20 protein-coding genes and 1 pseudogene are annotated in these 18,879 nt (G+C 65.8%); 8 read left to right on the top strand and 13 right to left on the bottom strand.

Annotation, left to right across the window (positions count from 1 at the left end; all coding sequences use genetic code 11):
• Nucleotides 1–4 precede the first annotated feature (4 nt).
• Nucleotides 5–805, bottom strand: coding sequence for a lysophospholipid acyltransferase family protein (locus AC5Y49_RS21020; RefSeq protein WP_499890717.1), 801 nt, complete (start codon nucleotides 803–805; stop codon nucleotides 5–7).
• Between the two features lie 106 nt (nucleotides 806–911).
• Here AC5Y49_RS21020 and AC5Y49_RS21015 point away from each other — a divergent pair, with 106 nt between their 5' ends.
• Nucleotides 912–1,997 (top strand): NAD-dependent epimerase/dehydratase family protein, encoded by a 1,086-nt coding sequence (locus AC5Y49_RS21015; RefSeq protein WP_499890714.1) that lies wholly within the window; start codon nucleotides 912–914, stop codon nucleotides 1,995–1,997.
• Here the strand turns inward: AC5Y49_RS21015 and AC5Y49_RS21010 are convergent.
• On the bottom strand, nucleotides 1,975–2,493 hold the full coding sequence (locus tag AC5Y49_RS21010) for a TetR/AcrR family transcriptional regulator (RefSeq protein WP_499890892.1): 519 nt from the start codon (nucleotides 2,491–2,493) through the stop codon (nucleotides 1,975–1,977). The genes AC5Y49_RS21015 and AC5Y49_RS21010 overlap by 23 nt on opposite strands.
• A 162-nt stretch (nucleotides 2,494–2,655) precedes the next feature.
• Here AC5Y49_RS21010 and AC5Y49_RS21005 point away from each other — a divergent pair, with 162 nt between their 5' ends.
• Genes AC5Y49_RS21005 through AC5Y49_RS20990 form a run of 4 tightly spaced genes read left to right on the top strand, consistent with a single transcriptional unit; the run spans nucleotide 2,656 to nucleotide 5,029 of the window.
• Entirely contained in the window at nucleotides 2,656–3,399 is a 744-nt protein-coding gene (locus AC5Y49_RS21005; protein WP_499890711.1) for a hypothetical protein, read from the top strand.
• Nucleotides 3,396–4,160, top strand: a complete 765-nt coding sequence (locus AC5Y49_RS21000) for a hypothetical protein (RefSeq protein WP_499890710.1) — start codon at nucleotides 3,396–3,398, stop codon at nucleotides 4,158–4,160. Before AC5Y49_RS21005 ends, AC5Y49_RS21000 begins: the two co-directional genes overlap by 4 nt.
• A gap of 10 nt (nucleotides 4,161–4,170) precedes the next feature.
• Entirely contained in the window at nucleotides 4,171–4,755 is a 585-nt protein-coding gene (locus tag AC5Y49_RS20995) for a cytochrome c oxidase subunit 3 family protein (RefSeq protein ID WP_499890708.1), read from the top strand.
• A 4-nt stretch (nucleotides 4,756–4,759) separates the two neighbouring features.
• Nucleotides 4,760–5,029: a cytochrome C oxidase subunit IV family protein gene (locus AC5Y49_RS20990; RefSeq protein WP_499890705.1), complete on the top strand. Its 270-nt coding sequence runs from the start codon at nucleotides 4,760–4,762 to the stop codon at nucleotides 5,027–5,029.
• A 63-nt stretch (nucleotides 5,030–5,092) separates the two neighbouring features.
• Here the strand turns inward: AC5Y49_RS20990 and meaB are convergent, their stop codons facing one another.
• The 6 genes from meaB to AC5Y49_RS20960 form a co-directional block, all read right to left on the bottom strand.
• Nucleotides 5,093–5,950: a methylmalonyl Co-A mutase-associated GTPase MeaB gene (gene meaB, locus AC5Y49_RS20985; RefSeq protein ID WP_499890702.1), complete on the bottom strand. Its 858-nt coding sequence runs from the start codon at nucleotides 5,948–5,950 to the stop codon at nucleotides 5,093–5,095.
• A 10-nt stretch (nucleotides 5,951–5,960) separates the two neighbouring features.
• Complete coding sequence (locus AC5Y49_RS20980; protein ID WP_499890700.1) at nucleotides 5,961–7,100, bottom strand: thiolase family protein; 1,140 nt, start codon at nucleotides 7,098–7,100, stop codon at nucleotides 5,961–5,963.
• Between the two features lie 27 nt (nucleotides 7,101–7,127).
• Complete coding sequence (locus tag AC5Y49_RS20975) at nucleotides 7,128–7,895, bottom strand: enoyl-CoA hydratase/isomerase family protein (RefSeq protein ID WP_499890697.1); 768 nt, start codon at nucleotides 7,893–7,895, stop codon at nucleotides 7,128–7,130.
• A gap of 120 nt (nucleotides 7,896–8,015) precedes the next feature.
• A complete protein-coding gene (locus tag AC5Y49_RS20970) occupies nucleotides 8,016–9,098 on the bottom strand; it encodes an acyl-CoA dehydrogenase family protein (protein WP_499890694.1) in 1,083 nt (360 codons plus the stop codon).
• Entirely contained in the window at nucleotides 9,085–9,990 is a 906-nt protein-coding gene (locus AC5Y49_RS20965; protein WP_499890691.1) for an acyl-CoA dehydrogenase family protein, read from the bottom strand. The genes AC5Y49_RS20970 and AC5Y49_RS20965 overlap by 14 nt, the downstream gene beginning before the upstream one ends.
• A complete protein-coding gene (locus AC5Y49_RS20960; RefSeq protein ID WP_499890688.1) occupies nucleotides 9,968–11,371 on the bottom strand; it encodes a class I adenylate-forming enzyme family protein in 1,404 nt (467 codons plus the stop codon). Before AC5Y49_RS20960 ends, AC5Y49_RS20965 begins: the two co-directional genes overlap by 23 nt.
• A 90-nt stretch (nucleotides 11,372–11,461) precedes the next feature.
• Between AC5Y49_RS20960 and AC5Y49_RS20955 the strand changes: the two genes are divergently transcribed.
• Both AC5Y49_RS20955 and AC5Y49_RS20950 read left to right on the top strand, forming a co-directional pair.
• Nucleotides 11,462–12,469 (top strand): 2Fe-2S iron-sulfur cluster-binding protein, encoded by a 1,008-nt coding sequence (locus tag AC5Y49_RS20955; protein WP_499890686.1) that lies wholly within the window; start codon nucleotides 11,462–11,464, stop codon nucleotides 12,467–12,469.
• A gap of 12 nt (nucleotides 12,470–12,481) precedes the next feature.
• Complete coding sequence (locus AC5Y49_RS20950) at nucleotides 12,482–12,916, top strand: TIGR03618 family F420-dependent PPOX class oxidoreductase (protein WP_499890683.1); 435 nt, start codon at nucleotides 12,482–12,484, stop codon at nucleotides 12,914–12,916.
• 9 nt (nucleotides 12,917–12,925) lie between these two features.
• On the opposite strand, the gene AC5Y49_RS20945 is transcribed toward AC5Y49_RS20950, so the two are convergent.
• The gene (locus AC5Y49_RS20945) at nucleotides 12,926–13,810 is read right to left on the bottom strand and encodes an SDR family oxidoreductase (RefSeq protein WP_499890681.1); all 885 of its coding nucleotides are present in this window, start codon (nucleotides 13,808–13,810) and stop codon (nucleotides 12,926–12,928) included.
• Between the two features lie 164 nt (nucleotides 13,811–13,974).
• Between AC5Y49_RS20945 and AC5Y49_RS20940 the strand changes: the two are divergent.
• Nucleotides 13,975–14,862, top strand: a pseudogene (locus AC5Y49_RS20940) (LysR family transcriptional regulator); the annotation flags it as partial.
• Here the strand turns inward: AC5Y49_RS20940 and AC5Y49_RS20935 are convergent.
• The 4 genes from AC5Y49_RS20935 to AC5Y49_RS20920 are packed head-to-tail and all read right to left on the bottom strand — an operon-like array spanning nucleotide 14,852 to nucleotide 18,839.
• Entirely contained in the window at nucleotides 14,852–15,898 is a 1,047-nt protein-coding gene (locus AC5Y49_RS20935; RefSeq protein ID WP_499890680.1) for a CaiB/BaiF CoA transferase family protein, read from the bottom strand. The pseudogene AC5Y49_RS20940 and the gene AC5Y49_RS20935 sit on opposite strands and share 11 nt — an antisense overlap.
• The gene (locus AC5Y49_RS20930) at nucleotides 15,895–16,851 is read right to left on the bottom strand and encodes an LLM class F420-dependent oxidoreductase (protein WP_499890678.1); all 957 of its coding nucleotides are present in this window, start codon (nucleotides 16,849–16,851) and stop codon (nucleotides 15,895–15,897) included. The genes AC5Y49_RS20935 and AC5Y49_RS20930 overlap by 4 nt, the downstream gene beginning before the upstream one ends.
• Entirely contained in the window at nucleotides 16,836–17,261 is a 426-nt protein-coding gene (locus AC5Y49_RS20925) for a cobalamin B12-binding domain-containing protein (RefSeq protein WP_499890676.1), read from the bottom strand. The genes AC5Y49_RS20930 and AC5Y49_RS20925 overlap by 16 nt, the downstream gene beginning before the upstream one ends.
• Entirely contained in the window at nucleotides 17,262–18,839 is a 1,578-nt protein-coding gene (locus AC5Y49_RS20920; protein WP_499890674.1) for a methylmalonyl-CoA mutase family protein, read from the bottom strand.
• Nucleotides 18,840–18,879: the final 40 nt, after the last annotated feature.

Genomic DNA, 18,879 nt, shown 5'->3' with positions numbered 1-18,879 from the left:
CGCTTCATCCCAGTACGGGGAAGCGGCGTTGTTGCGCGAGCCGGTCGAGCGCGGCTTGCATCACCGAACGCACATGCGCGTCGACCTCGGCGATGTCCGGCTCCGGGCCGAACCGGGCCGCGACGTCGATGGGCTCCAGCACCTCGGTGACGATCTTGGTGGGCAGCGGTAGGTTGGGCGGGAAGATCACGCTGAGTCCGAACGGGACACCGAAGCTGACCGGCAAGATCTTCATTCGCGCCCGATACAGTCCCAGCAACTTGGCTATCCGGTCACCGCGCAGCAGAAACAGTTGACTCTCTTGGGCCCCGATGGAGACTATCGGCACGATGGGGACGCCGGTCTCGATGGCGGTGCGCACGTATCCGGTGCGACCTTGGAAGTCGATGGTGTTGGCACTCAGCGTTGGCCGGTACGAGTCGTAGTCGCCACCGGGGAAGACCAGCACCACCCCACCGGACCGCAGCGCCTGGGCAGCGTTTTCGCGGTCGGCGTGGATGACGCCGGCCCGGATCAGCCATTGGGCTAGCGGCCCGATGAACAAACCGTAGTGGCCCAGTGTGTAGACCGGCCGGTCGTACCCGAATTTGTGGTAGAAGGCGGGCGCGAAGATCAGCACGTCGGGAGTGAGCATGCCGCCTGAGTGATTGGAGACCACCAATGCACCGCCGGCGGCGGGAAACGATTCCAAGCCGTGTACTTTCGCCCGGAACCAACGCTTGACGACCGGACCGATCGTGTTCGTGAGCTGTCGGGTGAGGCCCGGGTCCCACTTGGCGATGTCCGGTTTGCCGTTACCGCTCACAAACTCCCCTGTCTCTGGACCGGCCTGGATCGGCTTTTACCTGCGGATATGCTACTCTTCATATTCGAGAATGTCATAATCCATCGTCGTTCAGCTAAGGGGGCGCATGCCCGCGACCGTCCTGGTGACCGGGGGGTTCGGGCTGGTCGGGTCGGCGACCGTGCGGCGGCTGGCCGCCGGTGGCAGACAGGTGGTGGCCGCCGACCTCGGCACCCCCGCCAATCACAAGGCGGCGCGAGCGCTGCCGGCGGGCGTGGAGACCCGGTGGGCTGACCTGACCGACCCTGCCGCGGTGGATCGGCTGGTCGCTGAGACCGCGCCCGCGGCAATCGTGCATCTGGCCGCCGTCATCCCGCCGCAGATCTACTCCAACGCCAAGCTGGCCCGCAAGGTCAACGTCGACGCCACTGAGACGTTGGTGCGTGCCGCCGAAGCGCAACGGATCCCGCCGCGTTTCGTGCAGGCCTCCAGCAATGCGGTGTATGGCGCGCGTAACCCGCACCGGGTGACGGCTCCCGTCAAGGCGGACACCCCACCCAAGCCATCCGATGTGTATGGGCAGCACAAGCTCGAGGCCGAAGAACTCGTGCGCTCGTCGAAGCTCGACTGGGTGGTGCTGCGACTCGGCGGTGTGTTCAGCGCCGACCCCACCGCAATGCCGTTCAGTTCCGACGCGCTGTACTTCGAAAGCTTGCTGCCGACCGACGGGCGGCTGCACGGCGTCGATGTCCGCGACGTCGCGGCCGCATTCGCGTCGGCAACCACCGCAGACGTCGTGGGTGAGATTCTGCTGATCGCCGGCGACGACTCACACCGGTTACGGCAAGGCGAGGTCGGCCCGGCCCTGGCCGCCGCCCGCGGTATGGCAAGAGTGTTACCCGAGGGCAGGCCCGGAAATCCGGACAGCGACACCGACTGGTTCGTCACCGACTGGATGGACAGCACCCGGGCGCAGCAGGCCTTGAATTTCCAACATCATTCGTGGCCCGACATGGTCGCCGAGATGCGCGCGCAGGGCGGCTGGATGCGCTACCCGATGCGACTGCTGACGCCGGTGGCGAGGCAGATTTTGACCCGGCGCGCGGCCTACCGCCATGCCCCCGGCCGCTACGCCGACCCCTGGGGAGCGATCCGCGCCAGGCTCGGAGATCCGCGGCCCGATAAGCCGTTCAGTCAGCGGACGTCTCCATGAACCGGCGGGTCAGCCGAAGCAGCTGCGAGCGCAGCACATCATCGTCGACGTCCGCCACGAGTGGGTGCATGACGCCGACGGCGATGGCGCCGGACAGCATCGCCGCCGTCACTCGTGCGTCGTCGCCGGCGTCGCCGACAAGGACGCCGTACAGCCGCTGGATGAATTGCTGGAACGGCTGATGTTGGGCAAGCAGCCGGACGATGACGGGATCGAATTGCAGCGTGCTCGCCACGCCACGGCGCTTGACGGCAAGTTCGATCACGCCGTCGAGCAGCAACTCGCGGGCCCGCAGCTGGGACTGCTCGGCTTCGGCGGTCTCCAGCGCTTCCTCCAGCCCGCCCAGTTCACGTTCGGTGAGCGCGATGACGATCTCGTCCTTGGTTTTGAACTGGTGGTAGACAGCGGCTTTCGTCACGCCGATGGCGTCGGCGATCATCTGCAACGACGTGCCGCCGACCCCGTTTTCGGCGATCAGGCGCAGCGCGGCATCCAGAATGCGGGTCTGTGCGGCGCTGCGCCGGATGGATCGCAGTCGCGTGTCGGCCTCGGTGGACACCACCCGGCCAGCCTAGCCGATCGGCTATTGACCGTGGCCTAGCCGATCGGCTAGGTTCGGCGAGCAGGCGCAAAGTTCCTTCGGATACCGGAAGGTGTGATGTCGACTCTCGCCGAGGAGCAGGATGTCCGACCGTCGGTCAGTGTGCGCGGACAGTTGATCTGTCTGTGGCTGACGCCGGCCGTCGCCGTGGTTTTGTTGATCGCGTTTTTGGCGTTCCCGGGCTTCTTTCCGCCGATGTCGCCGCGAATGACCGCCGACCAGGTGGCCGACTTCTACGCGCACAACACCACGATGATCCGCTTCAGCATGATCACCTACAACCTGTTCGGCATCATGTTGATTCCGCTGTTCGCGCTGATCGTCGTGCAGATGAAACGGATGGCGACACCTAACCACGTGCTCGCCTACTGCTACTTGACCGCGGCCGTCAGCGGCGCAACGTTATTCGCGCTCGCCGACATCTTCTGGCTGGTGGCCGCCTACCGGCCCGAGCGGAATCCGCAGTTGATCCAATTGCTCAACGATTTGGCCTGGATCACGTTCATTGCACCGGTCGGCATGCTGGTGGTCCAGAATCTCTGCCTTGCGGTGGCGGTCTACCTCGACGCGCGGCCCCGGCCGATTTTCCCGCGCTGGGTCGGCGCATTCAGCCTGGCGACGGCCGCGGCGATGACACCGGCCGCGTGTGCAGCCGTAGTTCGAAGCGGACCGTTGGCCTGGGACGGGGTGGTGTCGTTCTGGCTGCGCATCGGTGCCTTCGCGTTGAATGTCGCGGTGATGTTCGTCGTGCTGCGGACGGCGATCAGGCAACAAGCTGACGACGGAGTCGCAGCGGAATGACCCGCAGCGCAACGGCTTCAGCGGGAGCGATGGCCGCCAGAGATGGCGAGCGCCATCGGCCGAAAACCAAAACCGATCTGCTGATCTGCTATTGGGTTGTCCCGGCCTTTTACAGTCTGTTCGGCCTGATCTTCGTCGTGCTAACCCGGGTGATGCCACCGCCGCGCCCCGATGTCGCCGCCGACCAGATGGTCGATTTCGTCCATCAGCATGCGTTGACCATCCAGATCGGCTTTGCGTTGTTGATGGTCATCATCGGCTTCGCCGGCGTGACCAATGGCATTGTGGTGTACGAAATCAAGCGCATGTCGGTGAGCCCGGTGTTCGCGTATGCGTACCTGGGCGCACTGGCCGTCGGCGCGATACCGGGATGCCTGATGGCCGCAATATCGTTTTTGACGGCTGCGTTTCGACCTGACCGCGACTCGGAGATCGTCGCGCTGATGTATGACCTGACATTCTTGTCTTTCGTCGGATCGCTGGGGTGTTTCTCCACCGGATATCTGGTGTTCGCGATTGCCATCTTGTTGGACAAGAACCAGGTTTTTCCCAAATGGCTGGGTTACATATCGATTTGGCAGATCGTCACCGAGTTGCTCGCCGCCCCGGTGTTCATCTTCAGATCCGGACCACTGGCCTGGAATGGTTCGATCAGTTTCTGGATGGGCACCGCGATCTTCGGGTTCTGGCAGGTGTGCGTGATCGTCCTGCTGAAAGTGGCGGTCGACCGCCAGCCCCTCGGTCAGCAGGTACAGGATTAGGGCTGGGCCGATGACAGAAACGCGATCCGATACCGGCCGCAAACCGCAGGCACATGTACCCGGCGATGGCAGCATGTGGGTGTTCGTGCTGGGCGACCTCATCATCTTCGGCGCCTACTTCGTCATCTTCATGGTCTACCGCGCGCAGCAGCGTGCTCTTTTTCTGGAATCCCAAGAGCATCTGAGTCTCAACATCGGGGTCGTCAATACGTTGGTGCTGATCGCCAGTTCGTGGTTCGTCGCGCGTGGCGTGCAGGCGGCCCGTTCGGCTGATCACACCGCGGCGGTGCGGCTGCTGGTGTGCGGCGGCGGCTGCGGTGTGCTGTTCATGGTCATCAAGGCGTACGAGTGGTCGTCGAAAATCAGTCAGGGACTGACCTTTCCACGTAATGACTTCTTCATGTTCTACTACCTGCTCACCGGCGTGCACCTGTTCCATGTGCTGCTCGGGCTGGTGATACTGGGCGTCGTCGTCGCCGATCAGCGCAATCCCACACTGCGGCGGGTGAGCATGGCCGAAGCGGGCGCCACCTATTGGCACATGGTGGACCTGCTGTGGATTGTCATCTTCGCGCTGCTGTACGTGATGAGGTGATGCGATGACCACGACTGCGCGGCTCACCGGCGTGTGGCTGATTCTGTCGGCGATCACCGTCGGCACCTGGTGGCTCGGACCAGCACACGCCCAGGGAACGCCGACGGCCAGCGTCCCGATCACGATCGCCGTCTTGGCCATGGCATTGGTCAAGGCGCACCTGATCATTCAGAACTTCATGGAAGTGCGCACCGCCCCGTGGTGGCTACGGCTGGGCAGCGATGCGTGGCTGCTCATCCTCTGGGGCGCAATCCTGGCGATCTACCTCTGGTGAACAACTGCCCCGTCGCGACTGCGAGCGTGAACCTAACTTCACGCTGGGGCGGGTGACACCACGTCAGGACAGCAGTCCTTCGGCCGCGGAGTAGGGATCGTTGCGGCCATCGGCAACCGACTCCGCGAGCCGGTCGAGATCCGGATGCATGCGCAGCCGGGTTTGCGCCAGCGACAGGATCTGCGCCCGGGCGCGGGCCAACCGGCGAGCGTGGCTGTCGCTGCGGTGATGGGCGTCGATCGCCTCCATCAGTTCCGTCAGGCCTTCACCCTTCGCGGCGACGAAACTGAGGATCGGCGCCTTGGTCTCGGCGCGCAGATCGCGAACCGTCTGCTCGGCGCCCTCCCGATCGGCCTTGTTGACGACCACGATGTCGGCGACTTCCAACAATCCCGCCTTGGCGGCCTGCACGGCGTCGCCGGCTCCTGGGTTGAGGATGACGATCGTGGGGTCGGCGACCGCAGCGATTTCGATCTCGGACTGCCCCACCCCGACGGTTTCCAGGAGCACCACGTCGTAAGCCAGTGCGCCGAGCAACCGGATGGCCGCGGGAACGGCGGCGGCCAGTCCGCCCAGATGGCCGCGGGTGGCCAGCGAACGAATCAACACCTCGGAGTCGTTGATATGGCGGGTCATTCGAATCCGGTCACCGAGTAATGCACCACCGCTGAATGGCGAGGACGGGTCGACGGCCAGCACCGCCACCCGCAACCCCCGCTCGCGATAGCCGCCGACGAGAACCGCGATCGTCGTCGACTTGCCCGCCCCCGGCGGCCCGGTAATCCCGACGACGTGTACCGCCGACGGGTCGAGGCTATCCAGCACCTCGGTCCGGCGCTCACCCTCGACCAGGCTGAGTAGTCGACCGGCCGCGCGGGGAGATCCATTCCGCGCGGCGGCGATCAGCTCGGCGATGTTCATCTCCAAGATTTTATGGCGCCGGCACCTCGATGACCGTGGCGGAACCCATCCCACCGCCCGCGCACATCGCCGCGACCCCGAAACCGCCGCCGCGCCGCCGCAATTCGTGCACCAGCGTGACGAGCATCCGGGCCCCGGTGGCCGCGACCGGATGCCCTAACGAGCAGCCGCTGCCGCTGACGTTGACCCGGTCGGGGTCCAGATCGAGCAGTTTGATGGTGGCCACGCACATCGACGCGAATGCCTCGTTGATTTCGAACAGGTCCACGTCGGATAGCGAAAGGTGTGCGCGGGCAAGAGCTTTGGGGATGGCTTCAACCGGCGCTAGGCCGGTGGCGGCGGGGTCGACGCCGACCGATGCCCAGGCGCGGACGGTCGCGAGCGCAGGCAAACCCAACCGGTCGCTGGCGATGGTCAGCACCGCAGCGCCGTCGTTGGCACCGCAGGCATTGCCGGCTGTGATCGAGAAGCCCTCGATCTCGGGGTGCAGCGGCTTGAGCGCGGCCAGCTTCTCGATCGTGGTGTCCCGACGGGGATGCTCGTCGACGTCGAACAGCCCGTGCGGTGTCTCGATCGGGACGATTTCGTCTTTGAACCGGCCCTCGTCGATTGCGGCGATCGCATTGCGGTGCGACCGTAGCGCCCAGGCGTCCATCTCCTCGCGGCTCACGCCCGCCGTCACCGCGGCATTCCAGCCGACGGTGATCGACATGTCCATGTTCGGCGCGTCCGGCCGGTTCGGGTGCGTCGGTGGGAACCAGTCGACCCATTCGCCGTCAACCTGCAAGCGCGACCGCGGCGACGTCGAGGCGGAGTTCACCCCGCCCGCGATGATCAGCTGGTCCATTCCGGCTCGCACGCTGGCCGCCGCGCTTTGCACCGCGGCCTGGCCGGCCGCGCAATGGCGGTTCTGGGCCAGTCCCGGCACGGAGGGCAACCCTGCGGTCACGGCCGCGTGGCGGGCCAATACCCCTCCGCCGTAGAGACCTTCGCCCAGGATCACGTCGTCGAGCTGGGCGGTGTCCACGTCCGCCGCGGCTTCGGCAACCACGTGGTGTGCCAGCTCGTATGCGGTGGTGTCGCGCAGGGTGCCCTTGCGGGCGGTACCGATGGGCGTCCGCAGCGCGGACACGATGACAGCTTCATGCACAGCTTTTCTCCAATTCGACAAGCGGGGTCAGTTTTTGCCGGTGGTCAGTTTGGTGACGATCGAGCGGAAATCCTCGGTTTGGAAGGACTCTTTTTCGGCGGTCAGCGCGAAGTCCAGGGTGGCCAGCACCGCACGCTCGAGGTGCACGTTGAGCACCCGTTTGGTGCTTTCGACCGCTTGCTGCGGCAGCTCCATGATCTTTTTGGCGGCGGCCACCGCCTCCGCGACCGGATCGTCGGCAATGTGGTTGGCCAGCCCGAGTTCGACGGCACGCGACGCGGAGATGCGAGCGCCGGTCAGCGCGTACTCCTTGGCCAACAGCAGGCTGATGTGCAGGGGCCAGGTCAGCGGTCCCCCATCGGCGGCCACCAGCCCGACCTGTACGTGTGGATCGGCCAGGTAGGCGTCTTCGGCGATATAGACGATGTCGGACAATGCGACCAGGCTGCAGCCGAGGCCGACGGCCGGCCCATTGACCGCCGCTACCACCGGAATTCGGCAGCGCGCCATCCCCAAGACGATGTCACGTCCGTCCGCGATGGTTTTGGCGCGCAAGTCGGCGTCGCCGGCCAATTCAGCTAGGTAGTGGAAGTCCCCGCCGGCCGAAAACGCCCGTCCGGCACCGGTTATCACCGCGGCCCGTGCCGACACATCTTCGCTCATCCGCTGCCACAACTTAGCCAGCCCGTGGTGCAGGTCGTCGTTGACCGAGTTGAGTGAATCGGGCCGATTCAGCGTGATGATCCGCAGCGGGCCCTCTGCGCGGACGTCGATTTCGGTTGGCATGTCGTACACGTCAAACTCCTTCGATGGTCGTGACCCGCTTCACCCGGGCTTCGCCCGCGTTCGCGATCACTCCTACTTCGATGGTCGTGACCCGCTTCACCCGGGCTTCGCCCGCGTTCGCGATCACTCCTACAATCCCAAGATTCGTGAGGCGATGATGTTCTTCTGTATCTGCGAGGTGCCGCCCATCACGCTTTGCGCGCGGCTGTACAGATAGGCGCTGAGCAGGTCGGCGTCCTCGGTCCCGCCGGCCGCCAGTGCGGCGTGGCCGACCGACTGCTCCACCCAGGTCATCAGCAGCTTGTCCAGCGACCCGTCCGATCCGTGCGACACTCCGTCGAGCTGCTCAGACAGCCGCCGTCGAACGTGATGGGTCAGCATCTCGGTTTGCACTGCCGCCCAGGCAAGTTCGTCGCTGGGTGGACCGTCGCTGCGCGCCGCCAGCTGGCGCACCAGCTTGCCGTAGCGGGCCGCATAGCCGAGCGTGGACGGTTCACGTTCGTGTCCGACCACTGTCATGGCGATTGCCCATCCGTCGCCGGGGGCGCCGACCATCTGGTCGGCGGGCACCGTCGCACCGTCGAAGAACACTTGGCCGAACTCGGTGGTGACGCCGTTCATCATCTGGAGCGGACGTTGTTGCACGCCGGGCTGTTTCATCGAGATCACGAACGCCGACAAGCCGCGGTGGCGTTTGGCGGCCGGATCGGTGCGGGCCAACAGCAGACACCAGTCGGCGACGTCGGAGTAGCTGGTCCAAATCTTGTGCCCGTGTATCACGTAGTTGTCGCCGTCGCGGGTGGCGGTCGTGCTCAGCGACGCGAGGTCCGAGCCGGCGCCGGGCTCGCTGAATCCCTGACACCAGCGTTCGGTGCCGTTGATCATGCCGGGCAGGAAGCGCTGCTGCAGTTCCTCGCTGCCGTGATGTCCAAGTCCGACCACCAGGTAGCCCAGGCTGGGCCGTGGCGGAGCCCCGGCGCGGGCCAGCTCCTCGTCGACGATGACGTCGTACACCGGCGGCAGCTCCTGACCGCCGTGTTGCCGCGGCCACGACAACCCGAAAAAGCCACCTTCGTAGAGCGCACGATGCCATTCCCCCTGCCGGCTCCAATACTCGTCGCCGGAGCTCGTAAATTCCTTGGCATGTACCGCAAGCCAACTTCGCAGCCGACCCCGGAACGCGGCTTCGTCCGGCGAATCACGAAAGTCCAATGTCGACCTCCTCGAGCTTTACGGGCCACAGCCCCGCAGATGTCAGTGCGCGCCGCAAGTAGACGTGCGCCAGGCATTCCCAGGTATTGCCGATGCCGCCGTGTACTTGTACCGAAGTCTCACATACCGTTCGCGCGGCGCGTGCGCAGTAGATCTTTGCCACCCGGGCGGCCCGAATCGCCTCGGCGGGCGGAAGTTCGTCGACCGCCCACGCGGCGTGGCGCAGCACGCTCACCGAACCTTCGATCAGCGCCAGGCTTTCGGCTAACAGATGAGCGACCGCCTGATAGGAGCCGATCGGTTTGCCGTACTGCTCACGGATTTTCGCGTAGTCACAGGCCAGCGTGTGCGCGCCGCGGGCCGTTCCGACCAGGTCCGCCGACGTGGTGGCCAGCGCCAGCGCCAGCCAGCGCGCCGCGACGTCTTCGGCAACCTCGCCAATGACATTTGGCATTCCGGAGAATTCGGCGTTGACTCTGGTCAGGTCCGCGCCCACCCGAGCGCCACCCAGATCGACGGCCGACACCGTCGTATCACGCAGAGTCAACGCGCGCTGGTACCCGCGTGCGTCGGTTGCATACTCTCCGAGGGCTATTGTCGCGCCGCGGCTATCTGAATCGACGTGTCGAGCAAGCTCGTCGGCCAGCACCGGCCCCAGAAACGGCGCATCGACCAGTCCGCGGCCGAATTCCTCTGCGACGACGGCGACTTCGACCGCGGTGGCCCCGTCCGACCGCAGCGCGCGCCACCCCGTCGCCGCGATCTGCTTGTCCAGCCGCGTGATCCGGTCTTGGTCGGTCAGGCTTTGCACCGATCCGGGACCGAGGTCGTCGGCCAGTTTGGCGGCGGCATCCCGCAGTTGTTGTTGTTCAGCTGTCAGACGTACATCCATACCGCTCCTTCAGCGTTCGACGCAGCACCTTGCCCGACGGCAGCCGCGGGATATCGTTCACGAACACCACCTTGCTCAGCCGTTTGTAGGACGCCAGCCGCTCATCGACTCGCGCGCTGAGCTCCGTTGCATCAACGGGGATGTGCGTTGCGACGGCGGCGATCACCGCTTCCCCGTCGCGCCCGTCGGGAACGCCGAACACCGCGCAGTCTTTGACCGCGGGATGACCGTGTAGCACAGCTTCGATTTCGGCGGGTGCGACCTGGAAACCACGCACCTTGATCATCTCTTTGGATCGGTCGGTGATCCGCAGCCAGCCCGCGCTGTCGAGACATCCGACGTCTCCGGTGCGATACCAGCCGTCGCAGCATGCCTCTGCGGTAGCGGCGCGCGGCAGGTAGCCGGCCATCAGCGACGCCGAGCGCGCCTGGATCTCACCGACTTCTTCCGGGCCGAGCGGTTCCCCGGTCTGCATCGAGACCACCCGCACGTCGACGCCGGGTACCGGCTTTCCGACCGAATCGAGCTGGGCGCCCTCAATCGGATTGCAGGCGATGACCGGCAATTCGGTGGTGCCGTAGGCAGGAACCCAGCCAATGCCGGTGCGGCGCGTGAGGCCTTCGGCGACACTCTCGCTGACTGGCGTGGCGCCCCACATGATGAACCGCAGCGACGAGAGGTCATAGGACTCCAAGCGCGGGTGCGTGGCCAGCGACAGCGCGATGGGCGCGACCGCCATCTCGATAGTGATGCGGTCGGCCTCGATGTGGGCCAGCATCGCGTCGATGTCGAACCGGCGATGCAACCGCAGCCAGACGCCGGTCTGCAACGCGGTCACGATGTTGAGCAGACCAAGAATGTGCGACGGCGGTGTGGTGACCTGGATTCGATCACGCGCGGTCATCCCGAGCGCATCGCGCCAGTGCCCGACTGCGGCGCGCAGCGATGCATGGGTATGCCGCACGGCTTTGGGCAGACCGGTGGTGCCCGAACTGAACACCAGTAGTGCATCGGTCTCGGCCCGCGGTGACGCCCGCACCGGCGATCCGGGGGTGATCGGTTCGTCGAGGTGCAGCATTGGCATCAGTTCCGACAGCACCGGCTGATCACCCACAGCGTGCCCAGGGCTCGTCAGAGCTAACGCGTGCTCGACCTCGTCGCGCTTCCAGGCCGGGCTGATCAGCACCGGCGTCGCAGCCAACCGCCAGATGGCATGCACCGCGACGACGAATTCGGGTCGGTTGGACGACATCAGAGCGACCCGGCCGCCGGCGGTGACCCCTTGCTTGCTCAGCGTCGCCGCCAGGCCGTCGGCCAGCGCATCCAGTTGCGGCAAGGTGTACTGCCGCTCCTCGAACGCGAGCGCGGTCGGTCCGGTCACCCTTGCCCCTCGACGGATTGAGAAGAAGCTATCGCTTTGAGAGAATAGTATTCTCTATACTGAAGAACGCAAGTACGGAAGGGGGTGGCTATGGCGGAGCTGCACGCGTTTCATCGGGCGACGGTGACCCGGATCGTGAAGGAGACCGCCGATGCCCGCACCTTCGTGCTGGCGCCGAATGACCAGCCCTTTCGTTACCGTGCGGGGCAATTCTGCACGTTTCGGGTGGCTGTCGACGGCGAGGACCTTTATCGGTCCTACTCGATGTCCAGTGCCCCAGAGACCGATGCCGAGCTGATGACCACGGTCAAACGGGTGCCGGGCGGCAAGGTGTCCAACTGGCTGGTGGATAACGTCTCCGAGGGCGACGAGCTGACCATGACCCGAGCCGCGGGAATCTTCTGTCTGGGTAACAGCTCCGTGCCATTGCTGGCTTTCGCCGGCGGTAGCGGCGTCACCCCAATCCTGTCGCTGGCCAAGAGCGCGCTGGCGACCACGGACCGCCCGGTGCGGGTGCTGTGCGCGGACCGGGACCGGGCGTCGGTGATTTTCGACGCGGCGATGGACGAGCTTGTCGAGCGTTACCCCGGTCGGCTGGCGGTTGTGCGGCATCTCGATAACGAGCAAGGGCTGATCGACGCGACCGCGGTCCGGGATTTCATTGCCGACGCCGTCGACGCCGACAACTATGTCTGTGGCCCCGAGGGCTTCATGACCGTAGTGCGCTCCGCCCTGCCCGGCCCGGGACAGCTGTTCGTCGAGGACTTCGACGCGGCACCAACGGTAAAGCCGCCTGCAGCGCCACCGGTCGACGGCGCGGCGGCCGACGGCACGATCACGATTCACCTCGAACGCAAGAAGGTGACGGTGCCGCGAGTCCCCGGCGAAACCCTGCTGGAAAGCGCCCGCCGGGCCGGCCTGGCACCGCCTTTCAGCTGCGAGGCAGGCAACTGCGGAACCTGCATGGCACGACTGAGCGAAGGCAGTGCGACCATGCTGGTCAACGATGCGCTCGAGCCGGACGAGGTGGCCGACGGCTACGTTCTGACGTGCCAGGGCATACCTGACACCCCGTCGGTGACGGTGCATTACGAGTAGCGTCGCAAGCTCATGGCCGAGCTTTCGAATTTCGCGAATCACCTGTCAGGTGATCAGGGGCTGTGTGTGTTCAGCACCGTGCGCCGGGACGGCAGTATTCAGTCCTCGGTGGTGAATGCCGGTGTGTTGCCGCACCCGCTGACCGGCGTGCCGGTCGTCGGGCTGGTGGCCATCGGGGGCTCCCGCAAGCTCGCCAACCTCCGCGCCGATCCGCGCGCCACGGTCGTCGCCAAATCCGGCTGGCAGTGGGCCGCCGTGGAAGGCTCGGCCGAGCTGATCGGCCCGGACGACCCACACCCGGACCTCGACGAGGAGCGGCTGCGACTATTGCTCCGCGAAATATTCACCGCCGCTGGCGGAACGCACGACGACTGGGACACCTACGACCGGGTGATGCGCGAGGAGCGTCGCACCGCTGTTCTGATTGCACCAACCCGGGCCTACTGACGCGCCGGGTCAGTCGTCGGCGAAGTAGTGGCCCTTGTCCAGGTCTGCGATGAGCCCCGGTTGTACCGGGTGCCAATCCAATTGCTGTTGAGTCAGTGTGCTCGAGGCCGGAATATCCATCGCGAAGATGCCACCGACGAAGCCGGAGTGCTCGAAAATCTGCTCTGCGGCAATGGGATTCACCGGAAGCCGCAGATTCCTGCCGATGGCCTGGGCGATATCGCGAACTGGTATGCCCTCTTCTCCAACTCCATGTAGCCGCGCCCCGGCGGGAGCATCCTCCAGCGCGAGCCGGAACAGATGGGCGGCGTCGAGTCGGTGCACGGCCGGCCAGCGGTTGGATCCGTCGCCGGGGTAGGCCGAGAAACCCTTGGCGCGGGCGGTGTCGATGAGCAGCGGGACAAAGCCATGATCGCCCTTGCCGTGTACCGACGGTGGTAGCCGCACCGCCGAAACCCGCACGCCGCGACCGGCAAACGACAGGGCTTCTTCGGAGGCGCGGGGAAAACTCGGGTCAGCGTCGTCGTCTTCGGTCCCAAAACGGCCTGGCGCGGAAACGGCGATTCCGGACGCGACGACGAACGGGCGATCGGATCCGACGAGCGCCTGGCCCATCGTTTCGATGGCGCGCCGATCCGCCTGCGCGCCACCCGCGTAATCGGAGAAGTCGTGAATGAACGCGGTGTGGATTACGCCGTCGGCCGCAGTGGCGCCGGCTCGCAAACTCTCCAAGTCGTCGAGGGCGCCGCGGTGCACCTCGGCGCCGGCTGCCGTCAATGACGTCGCGGCCGTTTCCGAGCGGGCAAGGCCGACAACCTGGTGGCCCGCCTCGATGAGTTCCCGGACGACGGCAGAGCCGATGAATCCCGTCGCGCCGGTGACAAAGACACGCATGATGCACTCCCCTATGGTCACTTCAACTGGTGAGTCCACCCTGCAGCCGCTCGGATCCGGTGTCTAAGATCTGTCTCGTATCGCTCAATGCAATTCTGGTATCACCACAGCTCACCGATGCCTTGACTACCGATGGCCCGGTAAGGCGACGGTACGCTTTGGGTATGTCCGAGTCGCCGACGGCCGACCTCGACCTGCGCCTGGTGCGGTACTTCGTGGCGGTGGCCGACCATCGGCATTTCGGCCGCGCCGCCGCCGCCCTGCGCGTGGCGCAGCCGTCGTTGAGCCGGCAGATCCGGCGTCTGGAACAGCAGATTGGCGCCCGACTGCTGGACCGCACTCCGCAGGGCAGCCGCCTCACTGAAGCCGGCGAGGCTTTTCTGCCGCGGGCCAAAGCGCTGTTGCGGTCGGCCGGGCAGGCCGCGGCGCAGGCCCGGGCCGCTGCCCAGCCCAGCCGCATCACGATCGGCTATACGCCGGGTCTGATCGTTACGCCGGCGACGCGCGAATTGCGCCGCCAGCATCCCGATGCGGATGTGCGTGCCGTACACCTGGATTGGGATCAGCCGCGTGCGGCGTTGCTCGATCATCGGGTGGACGCGGTGGTGGCCCGGCTGCCGTTCCCTACCGACCGGTTGCACGTGACGATCCTCTACGACGAGCCTCGGGTGCTGATGGTCCCGTTGGATCATCGCTTGGCCGGCAAGGAATCCGTCACTCTCGACGATATCGTCGACGAGCCGATGCCGCGGATGCGCGACTCCGACCCGACGTGGAGTGCATTCTGGCGCGCCGAGCCTCGACCGGATGGGCGACGGGCACCCGACGGACCGTTCATTGATGCGCTGGAGGACAAGTTCGAGTTGATCGCGTCCGGGCAAGCTGTGGTTATCTCGGCGGGCGTGTACGCCAACTCCATTCGCCCAGACATCACCACGATTCCGCTGGAGGGTGTCGAACCCAGCCACGTCGTGTTGGCAAGCCGTGCCGGTGACCGCAGCCGCTTGGTGTCAGCCTTCCGCAAGGCAGCCGAGCTCTACCTCACCGCCCCGCGGACCGACCGGAGTCGTCCAGGTCCGGTGGCGGCCGATAGTCCGGCTGATAGCCGTCAATGTGAACCGGGTTACCAACCAGACGGAAATCGCCTGCGGTGACGATGATCTCGGGTGTCGCCTTCAGCGCGTCGGGCAATGTTCGCACCGCTGCGGCCGGCACGCCGAGTGGCCGCAGCCGCGTTTCCCAATTGGCAGCGGTGTCGATCGCCAGAGCTTCGGTGACGATGGCGCGCACCTCCTCGGCGCGCGTCACCCGCTCGGCCATCGCTTCGAAGCCCTCGATGTTCGCTTCACCGGCGAACGCCTTCCAAAAACCATCGTGGGTGATGAACAATGCAAGATAACCGTCGGCGGTCGGAAACATCTGGGCCGGAACATAATACGAGTGTGCGCCGAAGGCTCGCCGCTGAGGCTCGACACCGTCGTTGAGATAGGCGGACGCGTGGTAGTTGAGCTGAGAGAGCATCACGTCACGCAATGACACGTCGACCTGGCCGCCGCGGCCGGAGATGATGTGCGCGAGCAGCCCTAGCGCAGCACTCATTCCCGTGGAGTTGTCCGCCGAAGAGTAGCCGGGCAGCGTGGGCGGGCCATCCGGGTCGCCGGTCAGCGCCGCGACTCCGGTGGCTGCTTGGACGACGTAGTCGAACGCCGGGTCGTCGCCGCCGTGCAGCCCGAAGCCGGTGATCGCCACACAGACGATTTGTTCGTTGAAACGGCGCAACGATTCATAGGTCAGGCCCAGCCGGCGGATCGCCGATGGCTTCAGATTGACCAGCAGCGCATGGGATTCGGCCACGAGCTCGCCCAGCTTGACTTGGCCCTCGTGCGAGTTCAGGTCCAGACAGATGCTGGCCTTGTTGCGGTTGAGGCTGGCGAAATAGCTGTCACTGACTTGCCGTGAGATCTCTCCGCCCGGCGGCTCGACCTTGGTGACCTGCGCACCGAGATCGGCCAGCAGCATGGTGGCGTACGGGCCGGCCAGCATGGTGCCGACCTCGAGGATTCGGATACCGGCCAGTGGTCCCGTCATCGCAGTTCGGCGCCCAGTGCCGCGATGACTTCGCGGGTGCGCCGTTTGGACGCGACGAGCTCGTCACGGTTGTCACCGATGGGCAGCAACCGCACCGACAGATCCGTCACGCCGGCCTCGGCGAACCGACGGAATCGCGCCAGGATGGCCTCCTCGTCGCCGGCGGCGCAGATGTCACCGACGTCTTTGGCGTCGCCGTAATCCAGCAGCCGCTGATAGTTCGGCGACACCTCGGCCTCTCCGAGGATCCGATTGGCGCGCTCCCGTGCTGCGTCGACTTCGTTTGGCGCACACAGGCACACCGGTATACCGGCGACGATCCGCGGTGCGGGCCGCCCGGCGTTGTCGGCAGCCTTGGTGATACGCGGCACGACATGCTCGGCGACGGCTCGCTCGTCGGCCATCCACAGCACGGTGCCGTCGGTCCGCTCCCCGGCAAGGGTCAACATCACCGGGCCGAGGGCGGCGACCAGCACCGGCAGCGGCGACACCGCGGCCAGATCCAGCGGATTGTGCACGGAGAAACTCTGGTTGTCGACATCGACCGGCCCGGGCCCTCCGAATGCGGCCGCGAGCACCTCCAAGTAGTCGCGGGTGAAGCCGGCCGGCCGCTCGTAGGGCAGGCCGAGCATGTCCCGGATGATCCAGTGATGCGAGGGGCCGACCCCAAGGGCCAACCTTCCGCCGGTGGCGGCGTGCACCGATAACGCCTGGCGCGCCAGAGCAATCGGGTGCTGCGCCTGCAACGGCACGACGGCGGTGCCGAGTTCGATGCGGGTGGTGCGGGTGGCCATCAGCGCCACCGCGGTCAGCGCGTCGAAGTCGTTGGGCACCTGGGGGATCCAGGCGGTATCCATGCCGACGTTCTCGGCCCACTCGATATCGGCGAGCAACTTGGTGACCTTGCGGGCCGAGTCGCCGCGCTCGGCGCCGATCATTACTCCGAGACGCACGGTTCCTCCACGGTCGGTTCGGGGACGCCGGTGAGCTGGCGGATCTCTCGCACCAGCACCTCCAACGCTGTTCCAGTCGGAAAGACCGCCGCGGCACCGGCGGCCAGCAGTTTGGGCACGTCGGCCTCCGGGATCGTCCCGCCGACGACGACGGCAATGTCGGCGGCGTCGGAGGCACGCAACGCTTCGATCGTTCGGGTGGTCAGCGCGACATGCGCACCGGACAGGATGCTCAGCCCGACCACGGCTACGTCTTCCTGCACGGCGATCGACGCGATGTCCTCGATGCGCTGCCGGATCCCGGTGTAGATCACCTCGAAGCCCGCATCGCGCAGGGTGCGGGCGACGATCTTGGCGCCGCGATCGTGTCCGTCCAGGCCGGGTTTGGCCACCAAAACTCGTGCTGCCATTCAGAACACCACCGGTTGCTCGAATTCGCCCCACACCGCTTTGAGCGCGGAAACCATCTCGCCGACGGTGCAGTAGGCATTGGCGCAGTCGATCAGCTTGTGCATGAGATTATCGGTTCCTTCGGCGGCACGAGACAAGGCGGCGAGGCTGGCTTCCACTGTGGCCGAATCTCTTTCGGCCCGCACCTTGGACAACCGCTTGAGCTGAAGATCGCGTCCCTCGGCGTCGAGTTCGTACGTGACGATCTCGGGCGCCGGCTCTTCGGAGACGAACCGGTTGACCCCGACAATCGGGCGAGTGCCCGCCTCGATGTCCTGGTGCATCTGGTAGGCCTCGTCGGCGATCAGGCCTTGCAGGTAGCCGTCTTCGATGGCACGCACCATTCCGCCGTGCTGTTCGAGGTCGTGCATGATTTCGATGATGCGGGCCTCGGTGGCGTCGGTGAGCGCTTCGACGAAGTAGGAGCCGCCCAGCGGATCGGCGACCCGGGCGACACCGGTTTCGTGGGCCAGGATCTGCTGGGTGCGCAGCGCCAGCGTGGTGGACTCCTCGCTGGGCAGCGCAAACGGCTCGTCCCAGGCCGCGGTGAACATCGACTGCACACCGCCGAGCACGGCGGCCATCGCCTCGTAGGCCACCCGCACCAGGTTGTTCTGCGCCTGCGGTGCATACAGCGACGCGCCACCACACACGCAGCCGAACCGGAACATCGACGCCTTGTCGGTGGTGGCGCCGTAGCGTTCTCGCACGATGGTCGCCCAACGACGCCGTCCGGCACGGTATTTGGCGATCTCTTCGAAGAAGTCGCCATGGGTGTAGAAAAAGAACGAGATCTGCGGGGCGAACTGGTCGATGGTCATCCGGCCGCGCTCCACCACGGTGTCGCAATAGGTGACGCCATCGGCCAGCGTGAACGCCATCTCCTGCACCGCGTTGGCTCCGGCGTCGCGGAAATGCGCGCCGGCCACCGAGATCGCGTTGAACTTGGGCACTTCGGACGCGCAAAACTCGATGGTGTCGGCGATCAGCCGCAGCGACGGTTCCGGCGGCCAGATCCACGTTCCGCGGGATGCGTATTCCTTGAGGATGTCGTTCTGGATGGTCCCGGTGAGTTTGGCCCGGGGTACACCCTTGCGCTCGGCGGCCGCCACGTAGAACGCCAGCAGGATCGCAGCGGTGCCGTTGATGGTGAAGCTGGTGCTGATCTTGTCCAGCGGAATGCCGTCGAACAGGATCTCGGCGTCGGCGAGGGTGTCGATCGCCACGCCGACCCGACCGACCTCCTCGCCCACTTCGGGGTCGTCGGAGTCGAAGCCGCATTGGGTGGGCAGATCAAGCGCTACCGACAGGCCGGTTCCGCCTTGGTCCAGCAGGTAGCGGTAGCGGCGGTTGGACGCCTCGACGGTGCCGAACCCGGAGTACTGACGGAAAGTCCACAGCTTGCCGCGGTAACCGCTGGCGAAATTGCCGCGGGTGAATGGATAGGTGCCCGGTGGCGGCGGCTCGACAGGACGGTCCCCCGGCCCGTACACGGGTTCCAGCGGGATGCCGGACGAGGTCTCAGTGTGGTTATCCATCGACTGATAACGTACTTGCCAAAAAAGAGAATGCCAATAC

Source organism: Mycobacterium sp. NGS62, assembly GCF_059812285.1.
The sequence above is the reverse complement of the archived record's forward strand: the minus strand, read 5'-3'. Positions and strand labels throughout refer to the sequence as shown.